This window comes from Pseudomonas sp. P867 (assembly GCF_019891455.1).
Classification (GTDB): domain Bacteria; phylum Pseudomonadota; class Gammaproteobacteria; order Pseudomonadales; family Pseudomonadaceae; genus Aquipseudomonas; species Aquipseudomonas synxantha_A.
In genome coordinates, this window is sequence record NZ_JAFLXB010000010.1 from 92,841 (window position 1) to 116,771 (window position 23,931).

A 23,931-nucleotide genomic window follows, 5' to 3' on the forward strand; every position below is an offset into this window, starting at 1 on the left:
GTGTCAGTAGCCAACGGTGAAGCGCTTACGCGAGTGCTTGGGTGTTTCAACCTCGTCGATCATGGCGATGGCGTAGTCGGCAAAGCTGATCGAGCTGTTACCGTCACTGCTCACCAACAGGTCATCCTGGCCCAGGCGGAATTTGCCGGTGCGCTCGGTCCCGTCGAACAGCGCCGATGGCGAGAGGAACGTCCAATCCAATTCCGTTTCCTGGCGCAGCGTTTCCAGGAAATCAGCCCCGGCACTGGCCTCGGCCTTGTACTCCGCAGGGAAACCCGGGCTATCGATGACGCGACTGCCGTCCGGTAGCAGCAACGAGCCTGCACCCCCCACCACCAGCAGGCGTTTGACCCCGGCCTTTTTCACCGGGCCGATCACGGCGCTGGCGGGCAAGGTGGCAAAGTGCGCGGCGCTGATCACCACATCGCTGCCGCTGATAGCGTGTTGCAGGGCATCGGCGTCCAGGGCATCCACCTGCTTGACCGTGACGCCTGGGCGTACGCCCAGCTTGTCGGTGTTGCGAGCGATGGCGGTGACGGTATGCCCGCGGCGCAGGGCTTCTTCCAGCAGTTGGCTACCGGCACGGCCGGTGGCACCAATGATTGCGATTTTGCTCATGACGTTCTCCATCAGGGTTAGGGTTTAAAGCCGATCACCACTTCATTTCGCCCTTGGCGACTTTGGCGCTCAATTCCAGCGAGCTTTCGTCGGCGAGGGTGGGGTAACGCTGTTTCATGGCCGCAATCAGGGCGGCGGAATCCTTGGCCTTGGCGGTTTCGATGTCGAAGGCCTGGATGTAGTCGGCGGTGAATTTCACCGAGGCCAGCGATGGGGTGCCCAGGTAGTGACCAGGGATCACTGTTTTTGGCTTCAAGCCTTCAATACGCTCAAGGGTGCTCAACCAGTCTTTATGAGATTGCGCGCCCTGAGTGTCAGCCATCCACAGGTGAATGTTTTCGGCGACAACCACGCCACCGACCACGGCCTTGATCGACGGGATCCACACAAAGCTGCGATCCGGCTGCGGACCGTCCAGACCGACCACTTCAAGCTGTTGCCCTTCAAGGGTCAGGCTGTGGCCTTGCAACACTTGCGGCACGATCGTTTTGGTCGGTTTGTCGGCGCCCATTTTCGGGCCCCAGAATGCCAGCTTGCCGGCGACGGTGGCGTTGATATGGTCGACCACCGGTTGTGGCGCCAGCACCTTGGCGTCGGGGAACGCGGCGGTCAGGGTGTCGAGGCCGAAGTAGTAGTCCGGGTCGCCATGGCTGATGTAGATGGTGGTCAGGTGCTTGCCGCTGGCGCGGATCTTCTGCACCAATTGCTCGGCCTGGCCTTTGCCGAATTGGGCGTCCACCAGGATCGCGTCTTTGGCACCGCTGACCAGCACCGAGCTGACGGGGAAGATCGCCGCTTCGCCTGGGTTGTACACGTCCAGTTTCAGCTCAGCGGCTGCGGCGTGGGCGGCGAACGCCAGGGCGGCAGTGGCCAGGGTCAAGCGTTTGAAGGTCGAGAACATCGGGCAGCTCCTGCCATTGGTAAGGGGTGGGTAGAGCTTAGTTGCATAAAACACCACAAAAAATGCGATGCTTGGACATAGTTTGTTTCTGAAATCGGGCAGATCATGGATCGTCTTCAAGCAATGCGCGTGTTTGTCACCGTGGTGGACCTGGGCAGCCAGTCTGCCGCCGCCGATCATCTGGACCTGTCGCGCCCGGTGGTCTCGCGTTACCTGGCTGAGCTGGAGGATTGGGTCGGCGCGCGCCTGCTGCACCGCACCACGCGCAAGCTCAGCCTCACTGCTGCCGGGAGCGAAACCCTGCCGCGCTGCCGGCAATTGCTGGAGCTGTGCGCTGATATGCAGGCCGCCGTCAGCGAGCCCGATGACGCGCCTCGGGGCTTGTTGCGCCTGAGCGTCAGTACCTCGTTCGGCCAGGCGCAGTTGGGCGCGGCCATTGCCGAGTACGTCAAGCGCTACCCGCTGGTGACGGTGGACTTGCAGATGCTCGACCGCACGGTGAACCTGGTGGACGAGCGCATCGACCTGGCGATCCGCACCAGCAATGACCTGGACCCGAACCTGATCGCCCGGCGCTTGACCGTGTGCCGCTCGGTGGTGTGTGCCACACCGGCCTATCTGCGTGAGCATCCGGCGCCGCAGAAAGTCGAAGACCTGGCCCGGCACAACTGCCTGACCCACTCCTATTTCGGCAAGAGCCTGTGGCATTTCGAAGAGCAGGGCGAACACGTGTCGGTGCCGGTGCACGGCAATATCACCGCCAACGAGGCCAGCACGTTATTGCGTATAACCCTGGCCGGGGCAGGGGTGGCGATGCTCCCCAGTTATCAGGCCGGTGACCTGATCCGCAGTGGTGAACTGGTGCGCTTGCTGCCTGCAGCAGAGCCACGACAGATGAACATCTATGCGGTGTACGCCTCGCGCAAGCACATGCCCTCGGCACTGCGCAGCCTGCTGGATTTTCTGGTGCTGCGGTTTCCGGAGGCGCCTGCGTGGGACGTCGGCCTCTGAGGCGATATAAACGCGCTGAATGGCAGCCAATCATGGCAACTTGCGCTGACTGACCTATGCTTTAAACAGCACCGTGTAGATCCGTTCAGAGGTCTGTGCCATGAGTATCAAAACCAGAAAATACCTGACGATTTTCACCCTCTGCGCATTGGCGACTGCGTTGTACGGGACAGCCGCCTATCGCGTTGAGCAAACGCGCATGCAACCGGCGGCGTTCGCCATCAGTTGCCATCAGGACCAATGCGTGCCGCGCACCGGCAGCTTCAGCGCGCTCAGGTAGGCTGCTCGGCCTTCAATTGCTCGCGAAACGCCTTGGGTGAAAACCCGACCCTGCGGCGAAACAGTCGCGAGAAGTTGGTCGGGTCGGAAAAGCCCAGCACCTCGGACATCTCATTGATGGTCATGCTGGTGTAGGTCAACAAGCGCTTGGCTTCCAGCAATTGGCGGTCATGCATGATCTGCAATGCCGGTTGCCCGCCCAATTCCCGACAAGTCCCGTTCAAGTGTGAGACCGAGATGCCCAGCTTGTGGGCCAAATCTTCAATCTTGGGGTGCTCACGGTAATGCTGTTCGACCAGTTGGGTGAAACGCCGAAAATACTCACGACCACGTGGGGCGCGTGGATGACGGCGCTGGATCGCCTGGCGGCTGACCCACACCAGCAGCACGCTGACCAAGGCGTGCAACATCATGTCCCGTGCCGGTTGATCATCGGCGTATTCGTCCTGCAAGCGCACGAACAGGTTGTTCAAGTAGTCGCTGTCCTTGCCCGCAGGATAACTGCCGAGGGTTTGCAGGCCATCGACGGTGTCACCCAATTGCGCCTGCAAATGGCTGACCAGCGGCGCCGAAAGGGTCACCACATAACCCTGCACATCTTCGGAAAAACGAAAGCCATGCACGCACAGTGGCGGCAGCACTTGCAGGCTCGCTTCATTGAGGGTGGTGCGCTGGCCTTCGATTTCCAGTTGTGCCTGGCCTTTGTGCACATACAGCAGTTGGCACAGATCCGCGTGCCGGTGGGGCTGGATTTCCCACTGGTATTCCCGACTGCGCCGGGAAATGGTTTCGCAGTGCAACAAATCGGGCGTCGGCCACTGCTGGCTTTCCCCGTAAAGCTTGAAGACCGGAATCGCGGTTTTGGTCATGGTTTCAATCCGATACTCAGGATAATGGTTCGGTAATCGCCCCGATTGGCGAAAAGCGCAGGCTTTGACGCAGTTTTCACCTTCTTATGCGGTTCGCTCAAGTGAAAAATGTCAGCCACAATTCCACTAACAACTCTTTCACTCGATACGTTCGGGTAAAGCGTGAAGGCCATAAAAATAATGAAAACCCTGAAAACCCAAGTCGCCATTATTGGCGCCGGTCCGTCTGGATTGCTGCTCGGCCAGCTGCTGCACAACGCTGGTATTCAAACCCTTGTTCTAGAGCGCCAGAGCGCCGATTACGTGCAGGGGCGCATCCGTGCCGGGGTGTTGGAGCAGGGCATGGTTGACCTGTTGCGCGAAGCCGGGGTGAGCCAACGCATGGATGTTGAAGGGTTGGTGCACACAGGTTTTGACATTGCCCTTAATGACCAACTTATCCCAATCGATCTCAAGGCATTGACCGGTGGCCAATCGGTGATGATCTACGGCCAGACCGAAGTCACCCGCGACCTGATGGCCGCCCGCGCAGCCGCCGGCGCTACCACGCTGTACGAGGCGTGCGACGTACAGCCCCATGATCTGAAAAGTGATCGACCCTGGCTGACGTTCAATCACCAAGGCCAAGCCTATCGCCTGGAGTGCGATTACATCGCCGGTTGCGATGGCTTCCATGGCGTCGCCCGCCAGTCGATTCCGGCGCAGGCTTTGAAGGTATTCGAGCGGGTCTATCCCTTCGGTTGGCTGGGGGTGCTCGCCGATACGCCGCCGGTACACGCCGAGCTGGTGTATGCCAAACACCCACGGGGTTTTGCCCTGTGCAGCATGCGCTCACCGACGCGCAGCCGTTATTACCTGCAAGTGCCGCAGGACGAGGCTGTGGAGGATTGGTCGGATGAGCGTTTCTGGGATGAACTGAAAACCCGCTTGCCCGGTTCATTGGCGCAGCAGTTGGTGACCGGCCCATCGATTGAAAAAAGTATCGCGCCGCTGCGCAGCTTCGTGGTGGAACCCATGCAGTACGGGCGCCTGTTCCTGCTTGGCGATGCCGCGCATATTGTCCCGCCCACCGGCGCCAAGGGGTTGAACCTGGCGGCCAGTGACGTGAGCACGTTGTTCCGGATCTTGCTCAAGGTGTACCGCGAAGGACGCCTGGACTTGCTGCAAAAGTACTCGGCTATCTGCCTGCGCCGGGTATGGAAAGCCGAGCGGTTTTCCTGGTGGATGACCTCGATGCTGCATGAGTTTCCCCAAGCGGACGCCTTCAGCCAGCGCATTGCCGAGAGTGAGCTGGACTATTTCATCCACTCGGATGCCGGGCGCAAAACCATTGCAGAAAATTACGTCGGGCTTGCTTATGAGCCTATCGAATAGCCTGCTATCGTATTGAGCATTCCCGCGGGCGATCTTGTCCTGCGGGCCTTGTTCGAAGGTTCTGCCGTGACTCACCTCAATCAGCCCGCCCCAACCGTTCCCGCCGTGCGCAGTATTCTTTCTGCGCTGATGATGGCGATCTTCCTCGGCGCACTGGACCAGACCATTGTGGCGGTGTCCATGCCGGCCATTTCCGCGCAGTTTCATGACGTCAACCTGCTGGCCTGGGTGATTTCCGGCTATATGGTGGCGATGACCGTGGCGGTGCCGATCTACGGCAAGCTTGGCGATCTGTATGGGCGCCGGCCCATGATGCTGATCGGCATGGGCGTGTTTACCCTGGCGTCGCTGTTTTGTGGCATGGCGCAAAGCATGGAGCAATTGGTGCTGGCGCGGATTCTCCAGGGCATCGGTGCCGGCGGGATGATTTCAGTGAGCCAGGCAATCATTGGCGACATTATTCCTCCCCGCGAACGGGGACGTTATCAGGGGTATTTCAGCAGCATGTACGCGGTGGCCAGCGTGGCGGGGCCGGTGCTGGGCGGCTATATGACCGAGTACCTGTCGTGGCGCTGGGTGTTTTTGATCAACCTGCCGCTGGGTGCCGGCGCCTGGTACGTGGCCCATCGCACTCTGGTGGGGCTGCCGGTGCCGCAGCGCAAGCCGATCATCGATTACCTCGGCACGGTGCTGATGATCGTCGGCCTCACCGCCTTGTTGCTGGGTATCACCGAAATCGGCCAGGGCCATTCGTGGCGTGACGATCAAGTGCTGGGGTTGTTGGCCTGCGCACTGTTGGCGTTGAGCGTGTTTGTGTGGCACGAACGCCGCGCGCGCGAACCGCTGCTGCCCATGCACTTGTTTGCCAACCGCAATGCGGTGTTGTGTTGGTGCACGATTTTTGTCACCAGCTTCCAGGCGATTTCCCTGACCGTGCTGATGCCCCTGCGTTACCAGACCGTGACCGGCGCCGGTGCCGACAGTGCGGCCCTGCACTTGCTGCCCTTGGCGATGGGCTTGCCGATGGGCGCGTATTTTGCCGGGCGCATGACGTCGGTGACTGGCCGCTATAAACCGATGATCCTGAGCGGCGCGGTGTTGAGCCCGCTGGCGATTCTCGGCATGGCCTACAGCGCGCCCCAGGCGGTGGTGCTCACCAGCGTATTCATGCTGTTGTGCGGCATTGCCGCCGGTATGCAGTTCCCGACCTCGCTGGTGGGTACGCAGAATTCGGTAGAGCAACGGGATATCGGTGTGGCCACCAGCACCACCAACCTGTTCCGCTCCCTGGGCGGGGCAGTGGGGGTGGCTTGCATGTCGGCGTTGCTGCTGGCGCTGTTGCACGACTCCAGTTTCGCCCATTTGACGAGCGCCGCACTGGTGGCCGAAGGCAGTTCTGGCAACGTGCTGCTTGACGGCCTCAACGCCGCACCCGGCCCGGCGCAGGATGCGTTGCGCGGGGAGTTGGCGGTGACGTTCCGGCATTTGCTGATGGTGAGTGCGGCAGTGTCGCTGCTGGGGTTGGCGGCTGCGATCGTGATGCCGAACCGGGTGCTGCGTGGTCGGGAAGACAAAGCCCGCTAGGTCCAACTGAATGTAGGAAACCAAATGTGGGAGGGGCGGCGCGACGATTCGACTTGCTCCCACAGTTTGATTGCATTTCAAGTCAGGTCAGGGGCTGTAATATCCCACCGCAACCATGAAATGCCCGCTTTTGCGCACATAAGCGTGCTTGTTCTCGACCTTACCCGTCACCGGGTTTTTCCAGCGGTATTTGTATTCGCCCTGGTCCTGCTCGGCCATCATCTTGAGGATCGGCACACCCACCGGTTTGCCATCCGGGTCCTTGATCTTGGCAAAGTCGGTGTTGATCAGGCGCAGGTTGGTGCCGTGGGCGACGTAGCGTCGCGTGTTCAGGTCTACCACGAACACGTACAGGTCATCTTGCAAGAAGCCGCCCTGCAAGGAGTTGATCGCCTTGAGCGTGCCGGTTTCATCCTTGACCAGCGCTTCCACCGCCTTGTTGCGCAGCGCCCGTGCCTGTTCTGGCGTGGCGCGCGGCAAGTAATAACCGACCGCCAGGATGCGTTCGCCCACCCGCTGATAAAACACATGCTTATGTTCGACCTTGCCGTCGTTCCAGTTCTGCCAGCGATAGTCAGCCTGCTGGATACCCTGGCTTTCCGGCACGCTCAAGGCTTGTTTGAACGAGGCTTGCAGGTCGGGCCCGAGTACCTCGGACACGTCGCGACCGATCAGTGCGGAGGAGGGCCCGCCACTGGCCAACAGTACGCCTTGGGTATTGACCACAAACACATAACGGTCCTGGTCGATGAATTCGCCCTGACGGCTGAAGGCGGCGAACGCCTTGTCACCTTGCTTGTGGTAGTACGCCAAGGCCTTTTCCAGCAGGGCCTTGGCGGCTTGGGCATCCGCTTCCTGTGCCGTGGCGGCATGCACCTGGCTGCAACACAATAGCAGCAGCCAGGTGAATCGGAGCAGTCTCTTCATTTACCGTCCCTCGTTCTTGTTGGTGTGCCAAGAGCGTAGACGGTTGGCGGCAAATCAGAAGGGTTTAGTGGGCAGGTATTTGCCGTCCAGGGTGATGACCGCACGGGAGCCGCCGTCCGGGTCTTCGACTTTCTTGATGTCCAGCTTGAAGTTGATGGCGCTGATGATGCCGTCGCCGAATTGCTCATGCACCAGGGCCTTCAAGGTAGAGCCGTAGACCTGCAGCATTTCGTAGAAACGGTACATGGTTGGATCGGTCGGCACACCGCTGGGGAAACTGCCGCGCAGTGGGACGCTTTGCAGCAGGCGGCTGGCGTCCTGGTCGAGGCCGAGTTTGTCGCACACGATGTCGGCCGCCTCCTTGGGCAGTGGGTGCTGGCCGAGCAGGGCGGCGGTGACGAACGCCAGGCTCAGGCCGGTTCCATCGGTGAGGTCCTGCCATGATAGATTTTTGCGTGCCTTGAGGTCGATAACGGTATCGGCCAGGGCCAGGCGCGGGGTTTGGGCGAATTGGGATTGCAACATGGTGATTTCCTCTCGGGTGGTTAAGGTTCAGGCAGCGTGGGCGCGGGTGGCTGGATGGTCGAGCAGGGAGACGAAACGCCCGGTGCGACCGTCCAGCGCGTCGATGCCACCGGTTTCGATGTCATACACCCAGCCATGCAGGTTCATCCGGCCTTGTTCCAGGGCCAGCGCAACGCTGGGGTGAGTCTTGAGATTAGCCAGTTGGGCGACCACGTTTTCGCGCACCAATGAATCCAGGCGCGCATCGTCCGAGACATGCGTACGGGATGCATTGATCACCTTGGCTGACTCGGCATGACGCAACCAGTTGGCCACGGCCGGCAGATGGTCCAGGCACTTGCAGGTGGAAATGGCAGTCATGGCGCCGCAGTCCGAATGCCCGCAAATCACAATGTCGCTGACCCCGAGTACCGCCACCGCATATTCAACCGTGGCCGACACACCACCCGGCTCGGGGCCGTAGGACGGCACGATATTGCCGGCATTGCGGATCACGAACAGATCGCCGGGTTCCTGCTGGGTCAGAAGCTCCGGTACGACACGGCTGTCGGAGCAGGACACGAACAAGGTGCCGGGGTTCTGTGTGGTCGCCAGGTGCTTGAACAAGTCGCTGCGTTGGGAAAAGGCTTCACGTTGGAATTTGCGGAAGCCATCGATGAGATGCTGCATGGTGGTTCTCCTTGCGTCGCTGATGGGGCAAGGATGGAAGTTTTCGGCTATAGCGTCCAAGACCGGTTTATGATGCTGTCCATAAGTCATGCCTATAGCTGGAGCGCTGTCGATGCTGCTGCGTCATATCCGTTACTTGCTCGCCGTTGCCGAGCATCGCAACTTCACTCGCGCCGCCGAAGCGCTGCATGTATCGCAGCCGACCCTCTCACAACAGATCAAACAGCTGGAAGAAAGCCTCGGCGCGCCGCTGCTCGACCGCTCCGGGCGCAGTATCAGCCTGACCGATGCGGGGCAAGCCTATGTGCGCTTTGCGCGGCTGGCCTTGCAGGACCTGCAGGCCGGCAGCCGCGCCATACACGATGTGCAGGACCTCAGCCGCGGGCAGTTGCGACTGGCCATGACGCCGACCTTCACCGCCTACCTGATCGGCCCGTTGCTGGCGCGATTCAATACGCTGTACCCGGGCATCACCCTCAGCGTCGAGGAGTTGACCCAGGACCGTATCGAAGCTGCACTGGGCGAAGACCTGCTGGATATCGGTATCGGATTTACCGGCGAACATGGGCCGGACATTGAGTGCGAGGGGCTGTTTGTCGAACAACTGAGCGTAGTGGTCAGTGCCAGCCATCCCCAATTGAGCCGACTCGTTTGGCTTGAACAACCCCTGGTGCTGCTGAACACGAGCTTCGCTACCCGCCGCCATATCGATGATTACTGCCGCGGGCAAGGTGTGAAACCATTTATCGCCATGGAAGCCAACTCCATCAGCGCAATCATCGAAATCGTCCGCAACACGTCACTGGCAACCGTCCTGCCCCAAGCACTGGCCGAGGCGCAGACGGGGCTGCACGCCGTGACCATCGACCCACCGCTGCCGCAGCGTACTGCCGCACTCTTGAGCCGCAAGGGCGCCTACCGCAGCGCCGCGTGCAGGGCGTTCGTCGAGCTGATGTGGGAGGGGGCTTGCTCCCGATAGCGGAGTGTCAGTTAACAATTTTTTGGCTGATCCACCTATATCGGGAGCAAGCCCCCTCCCACATTTGGATCTCGGTGCGCCAGACAGGCCGTCATGGCAGCAAATTCAAGGCGCAGCCAACCACTGGCTGACAATCCCCGCATACCCCCCGGTCGCCACGCTCAAGTGCAACCACTGATCCACATAACTCTTCCAGGCCACATCATCGCGAGGTAACAGGAAGGCTTTTTCACTGTACTGCATCGGCCGCTCAGGATTGACCGCACACAACCCCGGCTTGAGCTTCTGCTGATACCGCGCCTCGCTGGCATCGGTAATCATCACATCGGCCTTGCCCGCCAGCAGCTCATCAAAAATCGTCACATTGTCATGCAGGCGAATCTGTGTCTGGCCCAGGTGGGCACGGGCAAACACTTCATTGGTGCCACCTGCCGGCTCGATCACCCGCACCTGTGGCTGGTTGATCTGCTCAACCGTTTGGTAGCGCTGCACATCGGCGCAGCGCACCAGTGGGATCTTGCCGTCAACCCCCAGCGATTGGCTGAAGAACGCCTTTTTCTGCCGCTCCAACGACACCGAAATCCCACCCACGGCGATGTCGCACCGTTGGGCGAGGAAGTCCGGCATCAGGGTTTTCCACGTGGTGGGCACCCACTTGATCGTGGTGTTGAGGCTCTTGGCCAGGGACTCGGCCATGGCAATGTCGATACCTTCATAATGGCCATCGGCGCGCAATGAGGTGTAGGGCTTATAGTCACCCGTTGTGCAAACGGTCAGGGTGCCGCGCTGGATCACCTCGTCAAGACGTGACGGGACAGTGTCGGCCTGGGCGATGTTTACCAGGCTTGCCAGCACACAGAGGGCCAGAGGAGCTTTCATGGGGGCGAGTCCTTGGGGCACGGTCGGGGCGCCCATTATTTCCAGCGCCGGGCAGGGTGGCAAGGCGTGGGGAATGTTTAGCCAAACTGTACCCAAACTCCATCAAGCCTGAATTTAACCGCCTATCCAGGCGTGTGACGCTCGGGGTTCTCTATTTCTGTGATCCGCGCATGGACGGTTGCCCCGACACTCACGCCGCGACACTGCCTTCTGCACTTGCGTTCTGGGCCTTGTTCCATTGTCGACACGCGCGCCCGCCAGACACCTCTTTTCTACGTTGATCCACCCCCACGGATGACGTGCACCTGTGCCCATCTGCATCTGCCCGACCCAAACGTATGAGAATTGCCATGAGTGTCTTTGCCCGCCTGCACGAAGCCCGAACCTTCCTTGAGCAGAACCCCGACATTGAGATGTTCGAGCTGTTTATCCTCGACAACAACGGCGTACCCCGCGGCAAGCTGCTGCACCGCGACGAACTGCTGGCGGTGTACGAAACCGGTCGGCCACTGCCCAGCACCATTCTCGGCCTGACCATCAATGGCGATGACGTAGAAAACTCAGGGCTGGTGTGGGAAGTCGGCGATATCGACTGCCGCGCCTACCCGATCAGTGGCAGTTTGCAGCGTATGCCCTGGCGTTTGATCCCCACCGCGGCGGTGCAAGTCAGCATGCACCCCACACAAGGCTTGCCCGCTACCGTGGCCGACCCTCGGCATTTGCTCGCCAAGGTCATCGATGCACTCAAAGCCGATGGCTATTACCCAGTGATGGCGGCAGAGCTGGAGTTCTACCTGCTCGACCAGAAGCCCGACGGCAACGGTCGTCCGCAACCGGCACGGGATATGGACGGCAATCGCCCGCGTTCGACCCAGGTCTATGGCCTGCGCGAACTGGAGCAGATCGAGCCGTTTCTCGCCGACCTTTATAGCGCCTGCAAGCTGCAAGGTATTCCGGCGCGAACGGCCATCTCCGAGTACGCCCCGGGCCAGGTGGAAATTACCCTTGAACATCGCACTGATGCTTTACAGGCGATGGACGAAGCGGTGCGCTACAAACGCCTGGTCAAGGGCGTGGCCCACAAGCACGGGATGGCCGCATGTTTTATGGCCAAGCCGTTCGACGACCTGGCCGGCACCGGTATGCATATGCACGTCAGCCTGGCCGATGCCCAGGGCAATAACCTGTTCGCCAGCGAGGCGGCTGATGGCACGCCACTGCTGCGCCAGGCGGTGGGCGGGATGCTGAGTACGTTGCTCGATTCGCTGCTGATGTTCTGCCCCAACGCCAACTCCTATCGGCGTTTCCAAACCAACAGCTATGCACCCCTGGCTGCCACCTGGGGCGTGGACAACCGCACCGTCAGCCTGCGCGTGCCCGGTGGCCCGGCCAGTTCCCGGCATATCGAGCACCGCATCTGCGGCGCCGATGCCAACCCTTATCTGGCGGCCGCCGCGATCCTGGCCGGCATCCATCGCGGCATTCGCGAGCAACGCGACCCTGGCGCCCCGGTGGAAGGAAACGGTTATGCCCAGGCCAAGGAGCTGTTGCCCACTGACTGGCTGAACACCCTGCGTGCGCTTGAGGCTTCACGATGGGCAAAGGATGCGTTTGGCAGTGAATTCCTTGGTGTTTACCTGGCAGTCAAACGTGCCGAATATCGCCAGTTCATGGGCGAGGTCGGCGAGCAGGATTGGCGCTGGTACCTGCATCAGGCGTGACGGAGTTTACGGTGGCGGCTTTCGACCTTTTTTTCACGTTGCAGTGGTTAAGCTGGGAATCAAGGTCGTTCACTACCGTTTTACCCACATGAGCCCGTGATGTCGCCACAACCTCCATCCCCCATCGAGACTGAATTCACCGAGCGCTGTGACCGTGAGCATGCCAGGGTGTGCGGTGATCCGCGTCCGCCAAGGCTGTTGCAGCGCTTGGCCGCGTGGCGGGATGCGCGGCTGGTACGCCATGCGCTGAAGGTCGCGGGTGAGCCAGGGCTTATCCTTGACCTGGCCTGTGGTTCGGGGCGCTTCTGGCCGGTGCTGGCCGAGCACGTCAACCGGGTGATCCTCGCCTCTGACAACTCCCAGGCCATGCTCGACCACGCGCGCACCCATCACCCGGGCACGTTGCTAAAACGTGTCAAAACCTTCCAGGGCTCGGCGTTTTCGATTGGCCTTTCGGCGAACGCGGTAGACTGTATTTTCTGCCTGGAGTTGTTTCGCCATGTGCCCAGCAGCGATGTGCGATTAATGTTGTTGCGCGAGTTTCACCGCGTCAGCCGCGACACGGTGATTGTTTCCGTAAGCGCGGGTACACCGGTAGAGGATGAGTTTCGTCAGGCGGGCTTCAAGGTTCTGAATTACCAGGAGTTCCTGCCGGGCTCCAAACTGTGGTGTGTGTACGTCCTGCGTAAGAGAGGATAACTCCCATATGTCGGACTATTCTTCATCTCCTGTCGGAGTTTTCATGATGGTGTGTGCACTACGGATGCTCGCAAGCCCCTTTCGCGATATATACTGCGCGCCATTCTTCAAGGGAGAGCCGTGTGGCCATCGATATTCACTGGATCTGCGACAACGATAGCCTCGGCCAGCATTGCGCCCAATGGCAGCAGTTGCCATTCGTCGCCCTCGACACCGAATTCATGCGGGTCGACACCTTTTACCCTATTGCCGGGCTGATCCAGATCGGTGATGGCGTACGCGCTTACCTGATCGACCCCCTGACCATCGACAACTGGCAACCCTTGGCCGCTTTGCTGGAGAACCCGGCGGTGATCAAGGTGGTGCACGCCTGCAGCGAAGACCTGGAAGTGCTGTTGCGCCTGACCGGCAGCCTGCCGGCACCGTTGTTCGACACCCAGTTGGCCGCGGCTTACCTCAACCTCGGCTTTTCCATGGGCTATTCGCGCCTGGTGCAAGCCGTGCTGGATATCGAGCTGCCCAAGGGCGAAACCCGTTCGGACTGGCTGCAGCGGCCATTGTCCGAGACGCAGGTCAGCTACGCCGCTGAAGACGCGGTGCACCTGGCCGAGGTCTATATTCGCCTGCGCCCGCAGCTATCGGATGACAAGTACGCCTGGGTCCTGGAAGACGGTGCCGAACTGGTGGCCAACCTGCGCCGCGAAATCGACCCTTTCGAGGTGTACCGCGATGCCAAGCTGGCGTGGAAACTGTCCCGTGCCCAACTTGCCGTGCTGCGTGAATTGTGCGCCTGGCGCGAGCAGCAGGCCCGCGCCCGTGACCTGCCGCGCAACCGCATCATCCGCGAGCATTCGCTCTGGCCGTTGGCCAAATCCCAGCCGGATAACCTGGCCGCGCTGGGCAAGATCGAAGACATGCACCCGCGTACCGTGCGTCAGGACGGCCAGTTCCTGCTGGACCTGATCAAACGTGCCGGTAGCGTGCCGATGGACCAATGGCCTCCCGCCGTGGCCGAACCGTTGCCGGTGGACGCCGCCGCGCTGATCAAGCAACTGCGCGCCCTGGGCCAGACGTTCGCCGAGCGCCTGGAGATGGCGCCGGAACTGATGCTGCGCAAGAAAACCCTCGAAGCCCTGGTCAAAAGTGGCTACCCCGATGGGCCTTACCAATTGCCAGACTCGCTGCGTGGCTGGCGCCGCGAGTTGATGGGCCAGGCGCTGCTCGACAGCCTGGCCAATGCCGGAGAACAGCCTTGAAACGTATTTGTTCCATCTACCGCAGCAAGAAAAAAGACGGCATGTACCTCTACGTGCTCAAAAGCGATGCCCTCGAGCGCGTGCCCGAGCCGTTGATGGAGGCCTTCGGCAAGGCGCATCACGCGTTTGACATGGTGCTGACGCCGGAGCGCAAGCTGTCGCGCGAAGACATCACCGTGGTGCTGGAAAACCTCGACAAACAGGGCTACCACCTGCAAATGCCGCCGGCCGAAGACGAGTACATCGAGCACTTGCCCGAAGAGTTGCTGCGCCGCAACGACCCGATGTGATCGATCAGTGCCCGTGTCAGGGCACAGGCTTTAAATGGAATCGTATTAGACGACGGTGGCCGTAAGGATGCGGGCGGCCGTCTGCATTGTTTTTGAAAGGTTTGAACCATGCGTGTTCTGATTGCTGAACAGGATCACCCGCTCTACGCCCAACTGCTCAAGGAGGCCGCCCCGGACCTTGACGTGCTGACCAGCGGTGACTCGGCCGAACTCTCGCGCCTGGCCGCCGATTGCCCGGTGTGGCTGGGCCAGCCCGATCTGCTGGCGACGCTGCTGCGCCAGGGCCATCAACCGCAGTGGTTGCAATCGACCTGGGCCGGTATCACGCCGCTGCTGGCCGATGGCTTGCCCCGCGACTATCGCCTCACCCGTGCAGTCGGCATCTTTGGCCAGGTCATGGCCGAGTTTGTCCTCACCTATATGCTGGGCCATGAGCGCGAAGTGCTGGCGCGCCTGGTCAGCCAGGTCGAGCGCAAGTGGGACAACCGCATGGGCCAGAGCCTGGCGGGGCGCAAGGCGCTGATTGTCGGCACGGGTGATATTGGCAAAAGCGTGGCTGATTTCCTAGTGCCCTTTGGCGTCAAGCTGTACGGCATCGCCAGTACGGCGCGGGAACAGGCACCCTTTATTGAAGTGGCCGGGCTCGATCAGTTGGGCCGCTTGGTGGGCGAGGTCGATTACGTGATCAACCTGCTGCCCAATACCCCGGACACCCATGACGTGTACAACGCGGCGTTGTTCAAGCAATTCAAGTCGACGGCGCTGTTTATCAACGTCGGGCGCGGCGTGGCGGTGGTGGATGCCGACCTGGTCGAGGCCCTGAAAGAAGGGCATCTGGCCGGCGCGGTGATCGACGTGTGCCGTCAGGAGCCGTTGCCGCAACGCCACCCGTTCTGGACTGCGTGGGGTTTGCTGTTGACTGGGCACAGCTCGGCACCGACCTCGCCGTCGATGATGGTGGCGTTGTTTGTGCAAAACGTGCGCGCCTACCAGGCCAAGCAAGCGCTGCGCGGCGAAGTGGACTTCGACCGGGGCTACTGATCCTTGGCCATGCATCAATCTAAAATGTGAGAGGGGGCTTGCTCCCTCCCACATTGGAGTTGCACTAGGCTTACAGGCTGAAGTCGCCCTCGGACACCAGTTCAGTCAACGGCTTGCGCGGGCTCGGCGCTTCACGGCCTTGCAGGTATTGCGGCAGGTTCGACTTGTCACCCAGCTTACCCACCGCTACGGCCGCGTGCAGCGCATAGCCTTGTGGAATCTTCAGCTCTTTGCGGGTCAGCTCCTGATCGAAACCGGCCATGCCGTGGGTGTGCCAGCCGCTGAGGCTGGCTTGCAGCGCCAGGTGGCCCCAGGCCGAGCCGGTGTCGAAGGTGTGCCACAGCGCCGGGGTTTCTTCTGTAGCGCCGGGGGCGATGAAGTCGGTTTTCGACGCGATGATGACCAGGGCCGACGCATGCTGCGCCCAATTGCGGTTGAACTCATTCAGCAGGCCCAGGAAACGCTCCCAGTCCGGCGTGTCCCGGCGGGCGTAGAGAAACCGCCACGGCTGCGAGTTGTACGCCGAGGGTGCCCAGCGTGCGGCTTCGAAGAAACTCAGCAACGTCTCTTGCGGGATGCTTTCGCCAGTAAAGGCGCGGGGCGACCAGCGTTCGGTGAATTGGGTATGGATCGGGTAATCGGCAACGCGTGGGTTATCGCTCATGGACAGATCCTGATGAAAAAAGCCGGGGTTCAAAACTACTGCGCCAACCCAGGCCTGACAAGTCTTGCAACACCGTCAGTCGTAAGCGCTTGGCCGTAACGGGCTTGGGCACTAGACTGGCGGCCTTTTCACCTTCTGATACTGATGTAGAGCCATGGCCGCCAAAGTCGAACCTTTCTGGATACGCAAAACCCTTGAGCACCTCGACCAGGAGGAGTGGGAGTCGTTGTGCGACGGCTGCGGCCTGTGCTGTCTGCAAAAGCTTGAGGATGAAGACGACAACAGCGTCTATTACACGCGTATCGCCTGCAAACTGCTCGACCTGAAAACCTGCCAGTGCACCGATTACCCCAATCGCCGCGCTTCGGTGCCGGACTGTATCCAGCTCACGCCCGGCCAGGCCGACCAGTTCAAATGGCTGCCGCCAACCTGCGGCTATCGTCTGGTCAGCGAGCGCAAGGATTTGCCGCTCTGGCACCACCTGGTCTGCGGCGATCGCGACGCCGTGCACCATGAACGCATTTCCCAGTCCGGGCGCATGCTCAGCGAAGGCAGCGTGCCAGAGGACGACTGGGAGGATTACCTGATCTTCCGTGCAGGTTGAACAAAGGAGTGTGTATGAAGGTGGCAGCCAAGTTGGCAGCGGCCCTGGTATTGCTGGCCCTGAGCGGGCCGGGCTGGTGTGCGAAGAAGGTTGACCTGGATTATCACGTCAAGCTGCTGCCCCAGAGCGAGCAGGCCGAGGTGCGCGTCAGCCTGTCCCAAGGCTCGGCGGTGCGCAGCCTGGACTTTGACCTGGGCCGCAGTGGTGATTACAGCGACTTCAAGGCCGACGGCCAATGGCAAGTCACGGGCAGCCGTGGTGTGTGGCAGCCCAGCGCCGACAAGGCCAGCCTGATCTACCGCGTGCGTCTGACCCACGCGCGCAAGCCGGGCACCTTTGACACACGGGCCACGCCCAATTGGGCATTATTGCGCGGTGAAGACCTGGTGCCGGCTGCGCGCCTGGACCAGCAAGATGGCATTGAATTGGTATCGCGCCTGATGTTCGAACTGCCCGCGGGCTGGAAGAGCGTCGAAACTGCCTGGCCGCGCATTGGCAAAAACAAATTCCGCATCGACAACGTGTCCCGCCTGTTCGATCGCCCCACCGGCTGGATGCTCGCCGGTAACCTCGGCAGCCGTCGCCTGCGCCTGGGTGAAACCGAGGTCACCGTGGCCTCGCCAAAGGGGCAGGGCATGCGCCGCATGGACGTGCTGACGCTGCTGACGTTCGTCTGGCCGCAGGTGGACGCTGCGTTCCCACGCCATCCCGCCAAATTATTGATCGTCGGCGCGAGTGACCCGATGCGCCGCGGAGCCTGGGCGTCGCACGATTCGATCTACCTCAACAGCCGTACGCCACTGGTCAGCGAAAATGGCGGCAGCCCGTTGTTGCGCGAGGTGGTGCAGGCCATCGGGCGCTTCAACGACCACGACAGCAGTGACTGGATCAGCGAGGGCCTGGGGGAGTATTACGCGATTGAACTGGTGCGACGTGCGGGGGGCCTCACCGATGAGCGTTATGCGGCGATCCAGGCGCGCCTGGCCAAAGAAAGCAAGGCGGTCACCACGCTGAGGGGCGAGCAAATCGGCAGCGCTGGTGTAGCGCGGGCAGTACTGGTGTTGCAGGACCTGGACCGCGAGATCCGCGTGAAAACCCACAACAAGCGCTCCCTGGATGATCTGGCGCAGGCGGTGATGCGGGTGAACAGCATCAACACCAAAGAGTTCGTTCAGTTGGCTGAAAGTGTAATCGGCGAATCGTCGGTGGTACTGGATAGCAAGCTGCTGCGCTGATCCCAAGCCCTGTGCAATTCAAAATGTGGGAGGGGGCAAGCCCCCTCCCACATTTTGAATCTCCAGCATGTCCAAGACTTAGGTCAGGCTTTGGGTTTTACAGCCTTCTCAGCCGCCACTTCCGCCTTGGTCTTCAAATTCTTCAATTCTTCCCCGGCCCGCTCGATCTTCGTGCGCACGCTGTTCATTTCCTGGCGACCCTGCTCCAGCTTGTCTTTGAGCGAACTGTGCCCGGTAAAGCCACGGGCCAGTGCCACGCCGCCAATCGCCACCTGGATCAGCCCGAAAATCCCGCCGCGGCGCAGGCCTTTGCCGACCATCATCACGCCGCCCGCCACTGAGCCGATGCGCTCCCAGCCATGCACGTTCTGGGTAGGCTGAGGCTTCAACGGTGTGGCTTCGATGATAGGTTGCAAAATTTTGCTGTCGCTCATGATCTGTCTCCAACAAGGGCTAGTGTTACTAGCTGACTGCGCGCAGGTGCCGGATGTTCCCGCAGAATCAGTACTTGGGGCCCGAACGGGTATTGTTGCCCTTGGCCAGGCGGTCGTAGAGCACCACATTGACGGTGGCCGCCAGGTTCATGCAACCCGTGGTGGGGATGTACACCACATCTTCGCACCAGTCGCGGATCTCCTTGTCCAGGGAGCCGTCCTCGGGGCCGAAGATATACAGCGCGCGGTCGGGGTGGGTGTATTCAGGCAGCGGGCGGGCACCTTCCACCAGTTCCACGGCAACCGGGATGCAGCCCAGGGGCAGGATCTTCTTCAGGTCGTCGATGCCGATCAGCGGAATGTCGTGGTGGACCTTCTTGGTGTCGGTGATGAAATCCCGGGCGCGCTCGTAGCGCACGCCGGTGTAGAACACCGAGGCCACGCCGTAGCAACCGGCGGCACGCATCACCGAGCCGACGTTTTCGGGGGATTTTGGGTTATACAGACCGATGCAGCTGTAGCGTTTATTGCCCACGGGGAAGGGTGCCTTGGAGAAAAACGGCGATTATACGGCCTGGGGGTATGCAGTGCTTGGGCGATCGTCATCGCGGGCAAGCCCTGCTCCCACAGGGGAATGCATTCCAAATGTGGGAGCTGGCTTGCCTGCGATGAGGCCAGTACAGACAAGGACGATCTTCAGTCGTCTTTCTTCATCAACCCCGCCAGCGCCGCAAACGGATTGTGCGTCGCCTTGGCAATGCTCGGGCTGCTGGTGGAGCCTTCGCCGAAATACTGCTGGTCGGTGTAGCGCGAGTGTTCGTTGTCGTGGCAGTACAGGCACAGCAATTCCCAGTTGGAGCCGTCCTGGGGATTGTCATCATGATTATGGTTGCGGTGGTGTACGGTCAGTTCACTCAAACGCTTGCCGGCGAATTCACGGGCGCAGCGACCGCACACGTGGGGGTACATCTTCAAGGCTTTGTCGCGGTAGCCCATTTCGCGGTCGCGCTGGGCATCGGCGAGGATGCGGTCCAGCTTGGCGGTGTGGGAGGGCGGGTTGGTCGAGCTCATCATGGCTCCTGGCTATTTGGTGGGTCACGGATAAGGTTGATTCTAGCCGCTTACGCTGAAAATCACCCCTAGGGATTGCTTCACTGACTGATAAGGATTTGAAATTTATGCGTCTGTATTCATGGACTATCGGGCTTGTGCTCTGTGTGGTTACCGCTCAGGCCCAGGCGTTGTCGACGCCGCAGCCCGGGCAGGTGATCGAGGTGGCCCTGGAGCAATTGCACCCCACCCAGGCCGTGGTGGGTTTCGACCAGATCTACTACAGCCTCGGGCTGTTCGCCGACAAGCCGGCCAAGGCTTTCGATGAATACTGCGAAACCAACGGCCAGGGCGAGGCTGACCAGGTGCCGAAAAACGCCGAGCTGCTAAGGCCCGGCAGCTTTACCTGCAAGCACCCGGTCGGCACCTACCCGCAGGATATGAAAACCGTGGTGGTGGGTCCCGGCGGCCAGCTTTACCTGACCGATGGTCATCACAGTTTCACTACCTTGTGGGAAACACCCGGCGCTGGCCCGCGCTTGAAAATGTGGGTCAAGGTCACCGACGACTTCAGTTCCAGCCCCAACCTCGCCACGTTCTGGCAGCGGATGGAAGCGGCCCGCAAGGTCTGGCTCAAGGACAACCGGGGCCAGGCGTTACCAGCGGAGCAACTGCCGGCGCACCTGGGCTTCAAGAACCTGCAGGACGACACGTTCCGCAGCCTGGTGTATTTCACCCGTAAGGCCGCGTACGGCAAGCCAAACGAGGGTGCGATTGCGCCGGAATTTCTCGAGTTCTACTGGGGCAACTGGCTGCGCACGCAGATTGATCTGGGCCAGTACAACCTGAACAAGAAGGGCGGCTACAAGGGTGCCATCGAGGCTGTCGCCAAGCGCATGGTCAGCCTGGCGCCGGGGGCAATGGTCGGCGACAGCGGTTTCACTGCCGGGCAGTTGGGTGGTATGACCCAGCTGGATCAAAAGGAGTTGGAAAAGACCTTCGACAAGAAAGTGCCGTACGTGATCGATTACCGCAAATCCAGAGACTGAAGCAGTACCAAATGTGGGAGGGGGCTTGCTCCCGATAGCAGTGTGTCTGCTAAGGATAGGCAAGCTGACACACCACTATCGGGAGCAAGCCCCCTCCCACATTTGACCGATGGTGATTCAGCCCTTGAGCTTTTCTGCAATCCAGATGGTATGCCGCGTGCCTTTATTGCCATGGGCGAACACCTGAACCTCTTCAGCCTTGAAGCCGGCCTTGCGCAGTTTGTCGCTGAACAGCTTATCGGCACTGGCCGACCACACGGCGAGCACGCCCTTGGGCCGCAGGGCTTTGGCGCAGGCGGCCAGGCCACCGGCGGAATACAGCCAGCTGTTGGCCTTTTGCGTAAGCCCCTCGGGACCGTTGTCGACGTCAAGCATGATCGCGTCGAAGCCCTGGGGCTCGGCCTGTAGCACCTTGGCCACATCTTCCAGACGAATCACCGTGCGCGGGTCCTGCAAGGGGCACCCGGATTTTTCTCCCAGTGGCCCACGGTTCCATTCCACGACGCCCGGCACCAGTTCGGCCACCACCACTTCGGCAGTCTTGCCCAAATGCTTGAGTGCTGCGGCCAAGGTAAAGCCCATGCCCAAGCCGCCGATCAGCACGCGTGAGTTCGGGCGACCGGCGACCTTGCGGCAGGGAATCTCCGCCAGGGCGTCTTCGGAACCGTGCATGCGCGTGTTCATCAACTGGCCGCCGTCACCGCCCTGGATCTTGATGACGAAGTCCTCGCCGTACTCGAACAGGCACAAGGCGCCGCCGTTGTCGGGGATCGGAGTAGTGTCCAGCAGAACGAAACGTTTCATGGAAATCTCATTGGGAAGGGCATTCTTGCGCAGTTGGGAGTAGCCTTAAGGCATTCCGGTCAGGCCATGGAGCCATCGATGAAGTGCAGCATTCTAACGGTCATTGTATTGAGCGCGCTCATATCCGCTGCGGCGCAGGCTCAGGAGTTGCAAACCGTACCGGTCGCGCCCGCACCAACCCCAGGCGCGCCGGGCACGCCGACCCCGACGTTGTACCCTCAAGTCAGCCCGCCCGCCACGCCCAAGACGAACGGTACGCCACCGTTGGTGCCCATCGTGTTGCCCACGCCGCCCAAGGACCAGACTGTCCCCGGCTTGCAGCAGAACGACAGCAAGCCGAAGACGCCCGGCGGTTAAAACAGTCAAGGCGGTCCTGCGTTCAGACAGGACCGCTCCATCAAGTGCTTAGATCAGCCCGAGCGCCTTGAACACGAACGCATATTCGAGCGCTACGTCACGCAATTCCTGGTAGCGCCCGCTCATGCCGCCATGGCCGGCGCCCAGCTCGGTCTTGAGCAGTAACAGGTTGTCTGAAGTGGCGGTATCGCGCAGCTTGGCCACCCACTTGGCGGCCTCCCAATACTGCACGCGGCTGTCGTTGTAGCCGGCAATCACCAGCATGGCCGGGTACGCCTGGGCGCTGACGTTTTCGTATGGCGCGTAAGCCTTGATGCGCGCATACACTTCGGGTTCCTCGGGGTTGCCCCATTCGTCGTACTCGGTGATGGTCAGCGGTAGCTCCGGATCGAGCATGGTGTTGAGCACATCGACAAACGGCACTTCGGCAATCGCCGCCTGGAACAGTTCCGGGCGCTGGTTGAGCACCGCGCCAATCAACAGGCCGCCGGCACTGCCGCCACTGATCGCCAGTTGCCTGGAAGTGGTCAGCCCCTCGGTGATCAGGTGTTCGGCGCAGGCGATAAAATCGCTGAAGGTATTCTGTTTGTGTTCCTGCTTGCCGTTGCGGTACCAGGCTTCACCCAGCTCACCGCCGCCGCGCACATGGGCGATGGCAAACGCGACCCCTCGGTCCAGCAAGCTCAGGCGTGCGTGGGAGAACCATGGGTCCAGGCTTGAGCCGTAGGCACCGTAGCCGTACAGATACAGCGGGGTGGGTTTACCCAGTTGATCACGCTTGACCACCAGGCTGATGGGCACTTGGGTGCCGTCGGCAGAGGTGGCCCACAGGCGCTGGCTGACGTAGTCGTCGGCGTTGAATGTGCCGAGTACCGGGGTTTCCTTGAGCACCACCTGCGCGCCGCTTGCCAGCTCTAGCTGACGCACCTGGGCGGGACGGTTCAGGGCCTCATAGCGTAGGCGGATGTTGTCGCTTGGAAATTCCAGGCTGTTTTGTACGTAGAGGCTGTAGGCGGCGTCGGGTAATTCCACGCGATAAGCCGGTACGCCCTCGGGGTGCACCTCGATGACCGGCAGGCCGCCGATGCGCAGGCTCAATGTCATGGCGCTGGCGTTCAGGCTCACGCCGTCGAGCATGACTTCGTCGCTGTGAGGGATCAGGTTCTGCCAGTCGGCCTCGGTAGGCGGCGTACCGGTATCGGCGGCGAGGTAGAGCGCGTAGTTGATGCCGTCGCGGTTGCTGCGAATAAACCAGGTCCACTCGCCGTTACGCTTGCCGTGGTCGACATCGTATTCGTGGTCCTCGACGCGCGGCGCCAGGCAGGTGAAGGCCAGGTGCGGCTGATCGGCATCCAGTGCCCAGATCTCACTGGTGGTCTTGCTGCCCAGAGCCAGCAGCAGTTGGCGCTCGGAGCTGGAACGGTAGCAGTGCAGGAAGAAACGGCCATCGGGCTCGTGGAACACTTCCTGCGCCGCCGTACCGTCCAGACGGTAGCGATACAGCTTGTGCGGGCGATGGGTGTCGTCGAGTTCGCCGAAGAACAGCGTCAAGCTGTCATTGGCCCAGGTCATGCTGCCGTCGCAGTTGTCGAACGCCAGTTCGCTGACCTTGTCGGTGGCCAATTCCTTCACGTACAGGGTGTAGATCTCTTCACCGCTGGTGTCGAGGCTGTAGGCCAGGCGCTGGTGGTCGGGGCTGATGCTGAACGCGCCGAGGGAGAAAAAGCCGCCATTGGCCAAGACGTTCGGGTCCAGCAGCAGTTCTTCGCTGCTCTCGTCCACCTGGTTGCTGTCATCGGCCGGGCGGCGGCAGCGATAGTGGCGTGCGTATTCGTCACCGGCGGTGGTGCGGGTGTAGTACAGGTACGGGCCCCAGGGGGAGGGCAGGGACAGATCGGTTTCGAGGATGCGGCCCTTGATCTCTTCGAACAGCGTTTCGCGCAAAGCCTGCTGGTCGGCGAGTTGGGCTTCCTGCCAGGCGTTTTCCGCCTTGAGGTAATCGAGCACTTCAGGGGTGTCGCGCTCCTGCAGCCAGGCGTAGGGGTCTGCGCCTGGGGCCTTGCGGGCAATCGGAGCGGTGGAAATAGGCATGGATAATTCCCTATCTGGCGG

General features: G+C 61.1%; 27 protein-coding genes. 14 read left to right on the plus strand and 13 right to left on the minus strand.

All coding sequences use genetic code 11. The features are described 5' to 3' along the window. Window positions 1-3: 3 nt before the first annotated feature. Window positions 4-618 carry an NAD(P)-dependent oxidoreductase gene (locus J1G33_RS18850; RefSeq protein WP_078820600.1) on the minus strand — a complete coding sequence of 205 codons (615 nt, stop codon included), beginning with the start codon at window positions 616-618 and terminating at the stop codon, window positions 4-6. A gap of 34 nt (window positions 619-652) precedes the next feature. Then, window positions 653-1,519 (minus strand): MBL fold metallo-hydrolase, encoded by an 867-nt coding sequence (locus J1G33_RS18855; protein ID WP_216090892.1) that lies wholly within the window; start codon window positions 1,517-1,519, stop codon window positions 653-655. Window positions 1,520-1,624: 105 nt separating this feature from the next. Here J1G33_RS18855 and J1G33_RS18860 point away from each other — a divergent pair, with 105 nt between their 5' ends. Further along, a complete protein-coding gene (locus tag J1G33_RS18860) occupies window positions 1,625-2,530 on the plus strand; it encodes a LysR family transcriptional regulator (RefSeq protein WP_005786071.1) in 906 nt (301 codons plus the stop codon). A 100-nt stretch (window positions 2,531-2,630) separates the two neighbouring features. Next, window positions 2,631-2,810 (plus strand): hypothetical protein, encoded by a 180-nt coding sequence (locus tag J1G33_RS18865; protein ID WP_003189580.1) that lies wholly within the window; start codon window positions 2,631-2,633, stop codon window positions 2,808-2,810. Here the strand turns inward: J1G33_RS18865 and J1G33_RS18870 are convergent. Further along, window positions 2,803-3,678, minus strand: a complete 876-nt coding sequence (locus J1G33_RS18870) for a helix-turn-helix domain-containing protein (protein WP_005786075.1) — start codon at window positions 3,676-3,678, stop codon at window positions 2,803-2,805. The genes J1G33_RS18865 and J1G33_RS18870 overlap by 8 nt on opposite strands. Before the next feature lie 180 nt (window positions 3,679-3,858). On the opposite strand from J1G33_RS18870, the gene pobA reads away from it, so the two are divergent. Then, a complete protein-coding gene (pobA, locus tag J1G33_RS18875) occupies window positions 3,859-5,052 on the plus strand; it encodes a 4-hydroxybenzoate 3-monooxygenase (RefSeq protein WP_216090894.1) in 1,194 nt (397 codons plus the stop codon). Window positions 5,053-5,118: 66 nt separating this feature from the next. After that, window positions 5,119-6,636, plus strand: coding sequence for an MDR family MFS transporter (locus J1G33_RS18880; RefSeq protein WP_223018535.1), 1,518 nt, complete (start codon window positions 5,119-5,121; stop codon window positions 6,634-6,636). An 87-nt stretch (window positions 6,637-6,723) separates the two neighbouring features. On the opposite strand, the gene J1G33_RS18885 is transcribed toward J1G33_RS18880, so the two are convergent. From J1G33_RS18885 to J1G33_RS18895, 3 genes are read right to left on the minus strand one after another with little or no spacing between them, the layout of a single operon-like run. Next, window positions 6,724-7,563 (minus strand): cache domain-containing protein, encoded by an 840-nt coding sequence (locus J1G33_RS18885; protein ID WP_148852364.1) that lies wholly within the window; start codon window positions 7,561-7,563, stop codon window positions 6,724-6,726. Window positions 7,564-7,617: 54 nt separating this feature from the next. After that, the gene (gene cynS, locus J1G33_RS18890; protein ID WP_005786081.1) at window positions 7,618-8,088 is read right to left on the minus strand and encodes a cyanase; all 471 of its coding nucleotides are present in this window, start codon (window positions 8,086-8,088) and stop codon (window positions 7,618-7,620) included. Between the two features lie 27 nt (window positions 8,089-8,115). Next, window positions 8,116-8,757 (minus strand): carbonic anhydrase, encoded by a 642-nt coding sequence (locus J1G33_RS18895; RefSeq protein ID WP_223018536.1) that lies wholly within the window; start codon window positions 8,755-8,757, stop codon window positions 8,116-8,118. Window positions 8,758-8,869: 112 nt separating this feature from the next. Here J1G33_RS18895 and cynR point away from each other — a divergent pair, with 112 nt between their 5' ends. After that, complete coding sequence (gene cynR / locus J1G33_RS18900) at window positions 8,870-9,736, plus strand: transcriptional regulator CynR (protein ID WP_032877244.1); 867 nt, start codon at window positions 8,870-8,872, stop codon at window positions 9,734-9,736. Between the two features lie 105 nt (window positions 9,737-9,841). Here the strand turns inward: cynR and J1G33_RS18905 are convergent, their stop codons facing one another. Then, entirely contained in the window at window positions 9,842-10,615 is a 774-nt protein-coding gene (locus tag J1G33_RS18905) for a transporter substrate-binding domain-containing protein (protein WP_223018537.1), read from the minus strand. Between the two features lie 350 nt (window positions 10,616-10,965). Here J1G33_RS18905 and J1G33_RS18910 point away from each other — a divergent pair, with 350 nt between their 5' ends. From J1G33_RS18910 to J1G33_RS18930, 5 genes are all read left to right on the plus strand, one after another. Beyond that, on the plus strand, window positions 10,966-12,336 hold the full coding sequence (locus J1G33_RS18910) for a glutamine synthetase family protein (RefSeq protein ID WP_223018538.1): 1,371 nt from the start codon (window positions 10,966-10,968) through the stop codon (window positions 12,334-12,336). 99 nt (window positions 12,337-12,435) lie between these two features. Beyond that, window positions 12,436-13,035, plus strand: coding sequence for a class I SAM-dependent methyltransferase (locus J1G33_RS18915; protein WP_005786086.1), 600 nt, complete (start codon window positions 12,436-12,438; stop codon window positions 13,033-13,035). A 122-nt stretch (window positions 13,036-13,157) separates the two neighbouring features. Continuing rightward, entirely contained in the window at window positions 13,158-14,291 is a 1,134-nt protein-coding gene (rnd, locus tag J1G33_RS18920; RefSeq protein ID WP_032877242.1) for a ribonuclease D, read from the plus strand. Then, on the plus strand, window positions 14,288-14,581 hold the full coding sequence (locus J1G33_RS18925) for a YcgL domain-containing protein (protein WP_014717482.1): 294 nt from the start codon (window positions 14,288-14,290) through the stop codon (window positions 14,579-14,581). The genes rnd and J1G33_RS18925 overlap by 4 nt, the downstream gene beginning before the upstream one ends. Window positions 14,582-14,689: 108 nt before the next feature. Next, the gene (locus tag J1G33_RS18930) at window positions 14,690-15,622 is read left to right on the plus strand and encodes a D-2-hydroxyacid dehydrogenase (protein WP_078820607.1); all 933 of its coding nucleotides are present in this window, start codon (window positions 14,690-14,692) and stop codon (window positions 15,620-15,622) included. A gap of 70 nt (window positions 15,623-15,692) precedes the next feature. Here J1G33_RS18930 and J1G33_RS18935 read toward each other — a convergent pair whose 3' ends face one another. Then, on the minus strand, window positions 15,693-16,286 hold the full coding sequence (locus J1G33_RS18935; RefSeq protein ID WP_078820608.1) for a nitroreductase family protein: 594 nt from the start codon (window positions 16,284-16,286) through the stop codon (window positions 15,693-15,695). A gap of 154 nt (window positions 16,287-16,440) precedes the next feature. Between J1G33_RS18935 and J1G33_RS18940 the strand changes: the two genes are divergently transcribed. Both J1G33_RS18940 and J1G33_RS18945 read left to right on the plus strand, forming a co-directional pair. Continuing rightward, window positions 16,441-16,890: a YcgN family cysteine cluster protein gene (locus J1G33_RS18940; RefSeq protein WP_003172524.1), complete on the plus strand. Its 450-nt coding sequence runs from the start codon at window positions 16,441-16,443 to the stop codon at window positions 16,888-16,890. Between the two features lie 14 nt (window positions 16,891-16,904). Next, window positions 16,905-18,125, plus strand: coding sequence for a hypothetical protein (locus tag J1G33_RS18945; RefSeq protein WP_223018539.1), 1,221 nt, complete (start codon window positions 16,905-16,907; stop codon window positions 18,123-18,125). An 83-nt stretch (window positions 18,126-18,208) separates the two neighbouring features. Here J1G33_RS18945 and J1G33_RS18950 read toward each other — a convergent pair whose 3' ends face one another. From J1G33_RS18950 to J1G33_RS18960, 3 genes are all read right to left on the minus strand, one after another. Further along, a complete protein-coding gene (locus tag J1G33_RS18950; RefSeq protein ID WP_032877238.1) occupies window positions 18,209-18,559 on the minus strand; it encodes a DUF2892 domain-containing protein in 351 nt (116 codons plus the stop codon). A 67-nt stretch (window positions 18,560-18,626) separates the two neighbouring features. After that, a complete protein-coding gene (locus J1G33_RS18955) occupies window positions 18,627-19,094 on the minus strand; it encodes an RNA methyltransferase (RefSeq protein ID WP_003189607.1) in 468 nt (155 codons plus the stop codon). Window positions 19,095-19,255: 161 nt separating this feature from the next. Further along, a complete protein-coding gene (locus J1G33_RS18960; RefSeq protein ID WP_005786102.1) occupies window positions 19,256-19,630 on the minus strand; it encodes a YajD family HNH nuclease in 375 nt (124 codons plus the stop codon). Between the two features lie 107 nt (window positions 19,631-19,737). On the opposite strand from J1G33_RS18960, the gene J1G33_RS18965 reads away from it, so the two are divergent. Then, window positions 19,738-20,658 (plus strand): ParB/Srx family N-terminal domain-containing protein, encoded by a 921-nt coding sequence (locus J1G33_RS18965; RefSeq protein ID WP_223018540.1) that lies wholly within the window; start codon window positions 19,738-19,740, stop codon window positions 20,656-20,658. Between the two features lie 117 nt (window positions 20,659-20,775). On the opposite strand, the gene J1G33_RS18970 is transcribed toward J1G33_RS18965, so the two are convergent. Continuing rightward, the gene (locus J1G33_RS18970; protein ID WP_032877236.1) at window positions 20,776-21,462 is read right to left on the minus strand and encodes a hypothetical protein; all 687 of its coding nucleotides are present in this window, start codon (window positions 21,460-21,462) and stop codon (window positions 20,776-20,778) included. Window positions 21,463-21,540: 78 nt separating this feature from the next. Between J1G33_RS18970 and J1G33_RS18975 the strand changes: the two genes are divergently transcribed. Further along, a complete protein-coding gene (locus J1G33_RS18975; protein WP_005786107.1) occupies window positions 21,541-21,819 on the plus strand; it encodes a hypothetical protein in 279 nt (92 codons plus the stop codon). Window positions 21,820-21,867: 48 nt separating this feature from the next. Here J1G33_RS18975 and J1G33_RS18980 read toward each other — a convergent pair whose 3' ends face one another. After that, the gene (locus tag J1G33_RS18980) at window positions 21,868-23,910 is read right to left on the minus strand and encodes a S9 family peptidase (RefSeq protein WP_223018541.1); all 2,043 of its coding nucleotides are present in this window, start codon (window positions 23,908-23,910) and stop codon (window positions 21,868-21,870) included. Window positions 23,911-23,931: the final 21 nt, after the last annotated feature.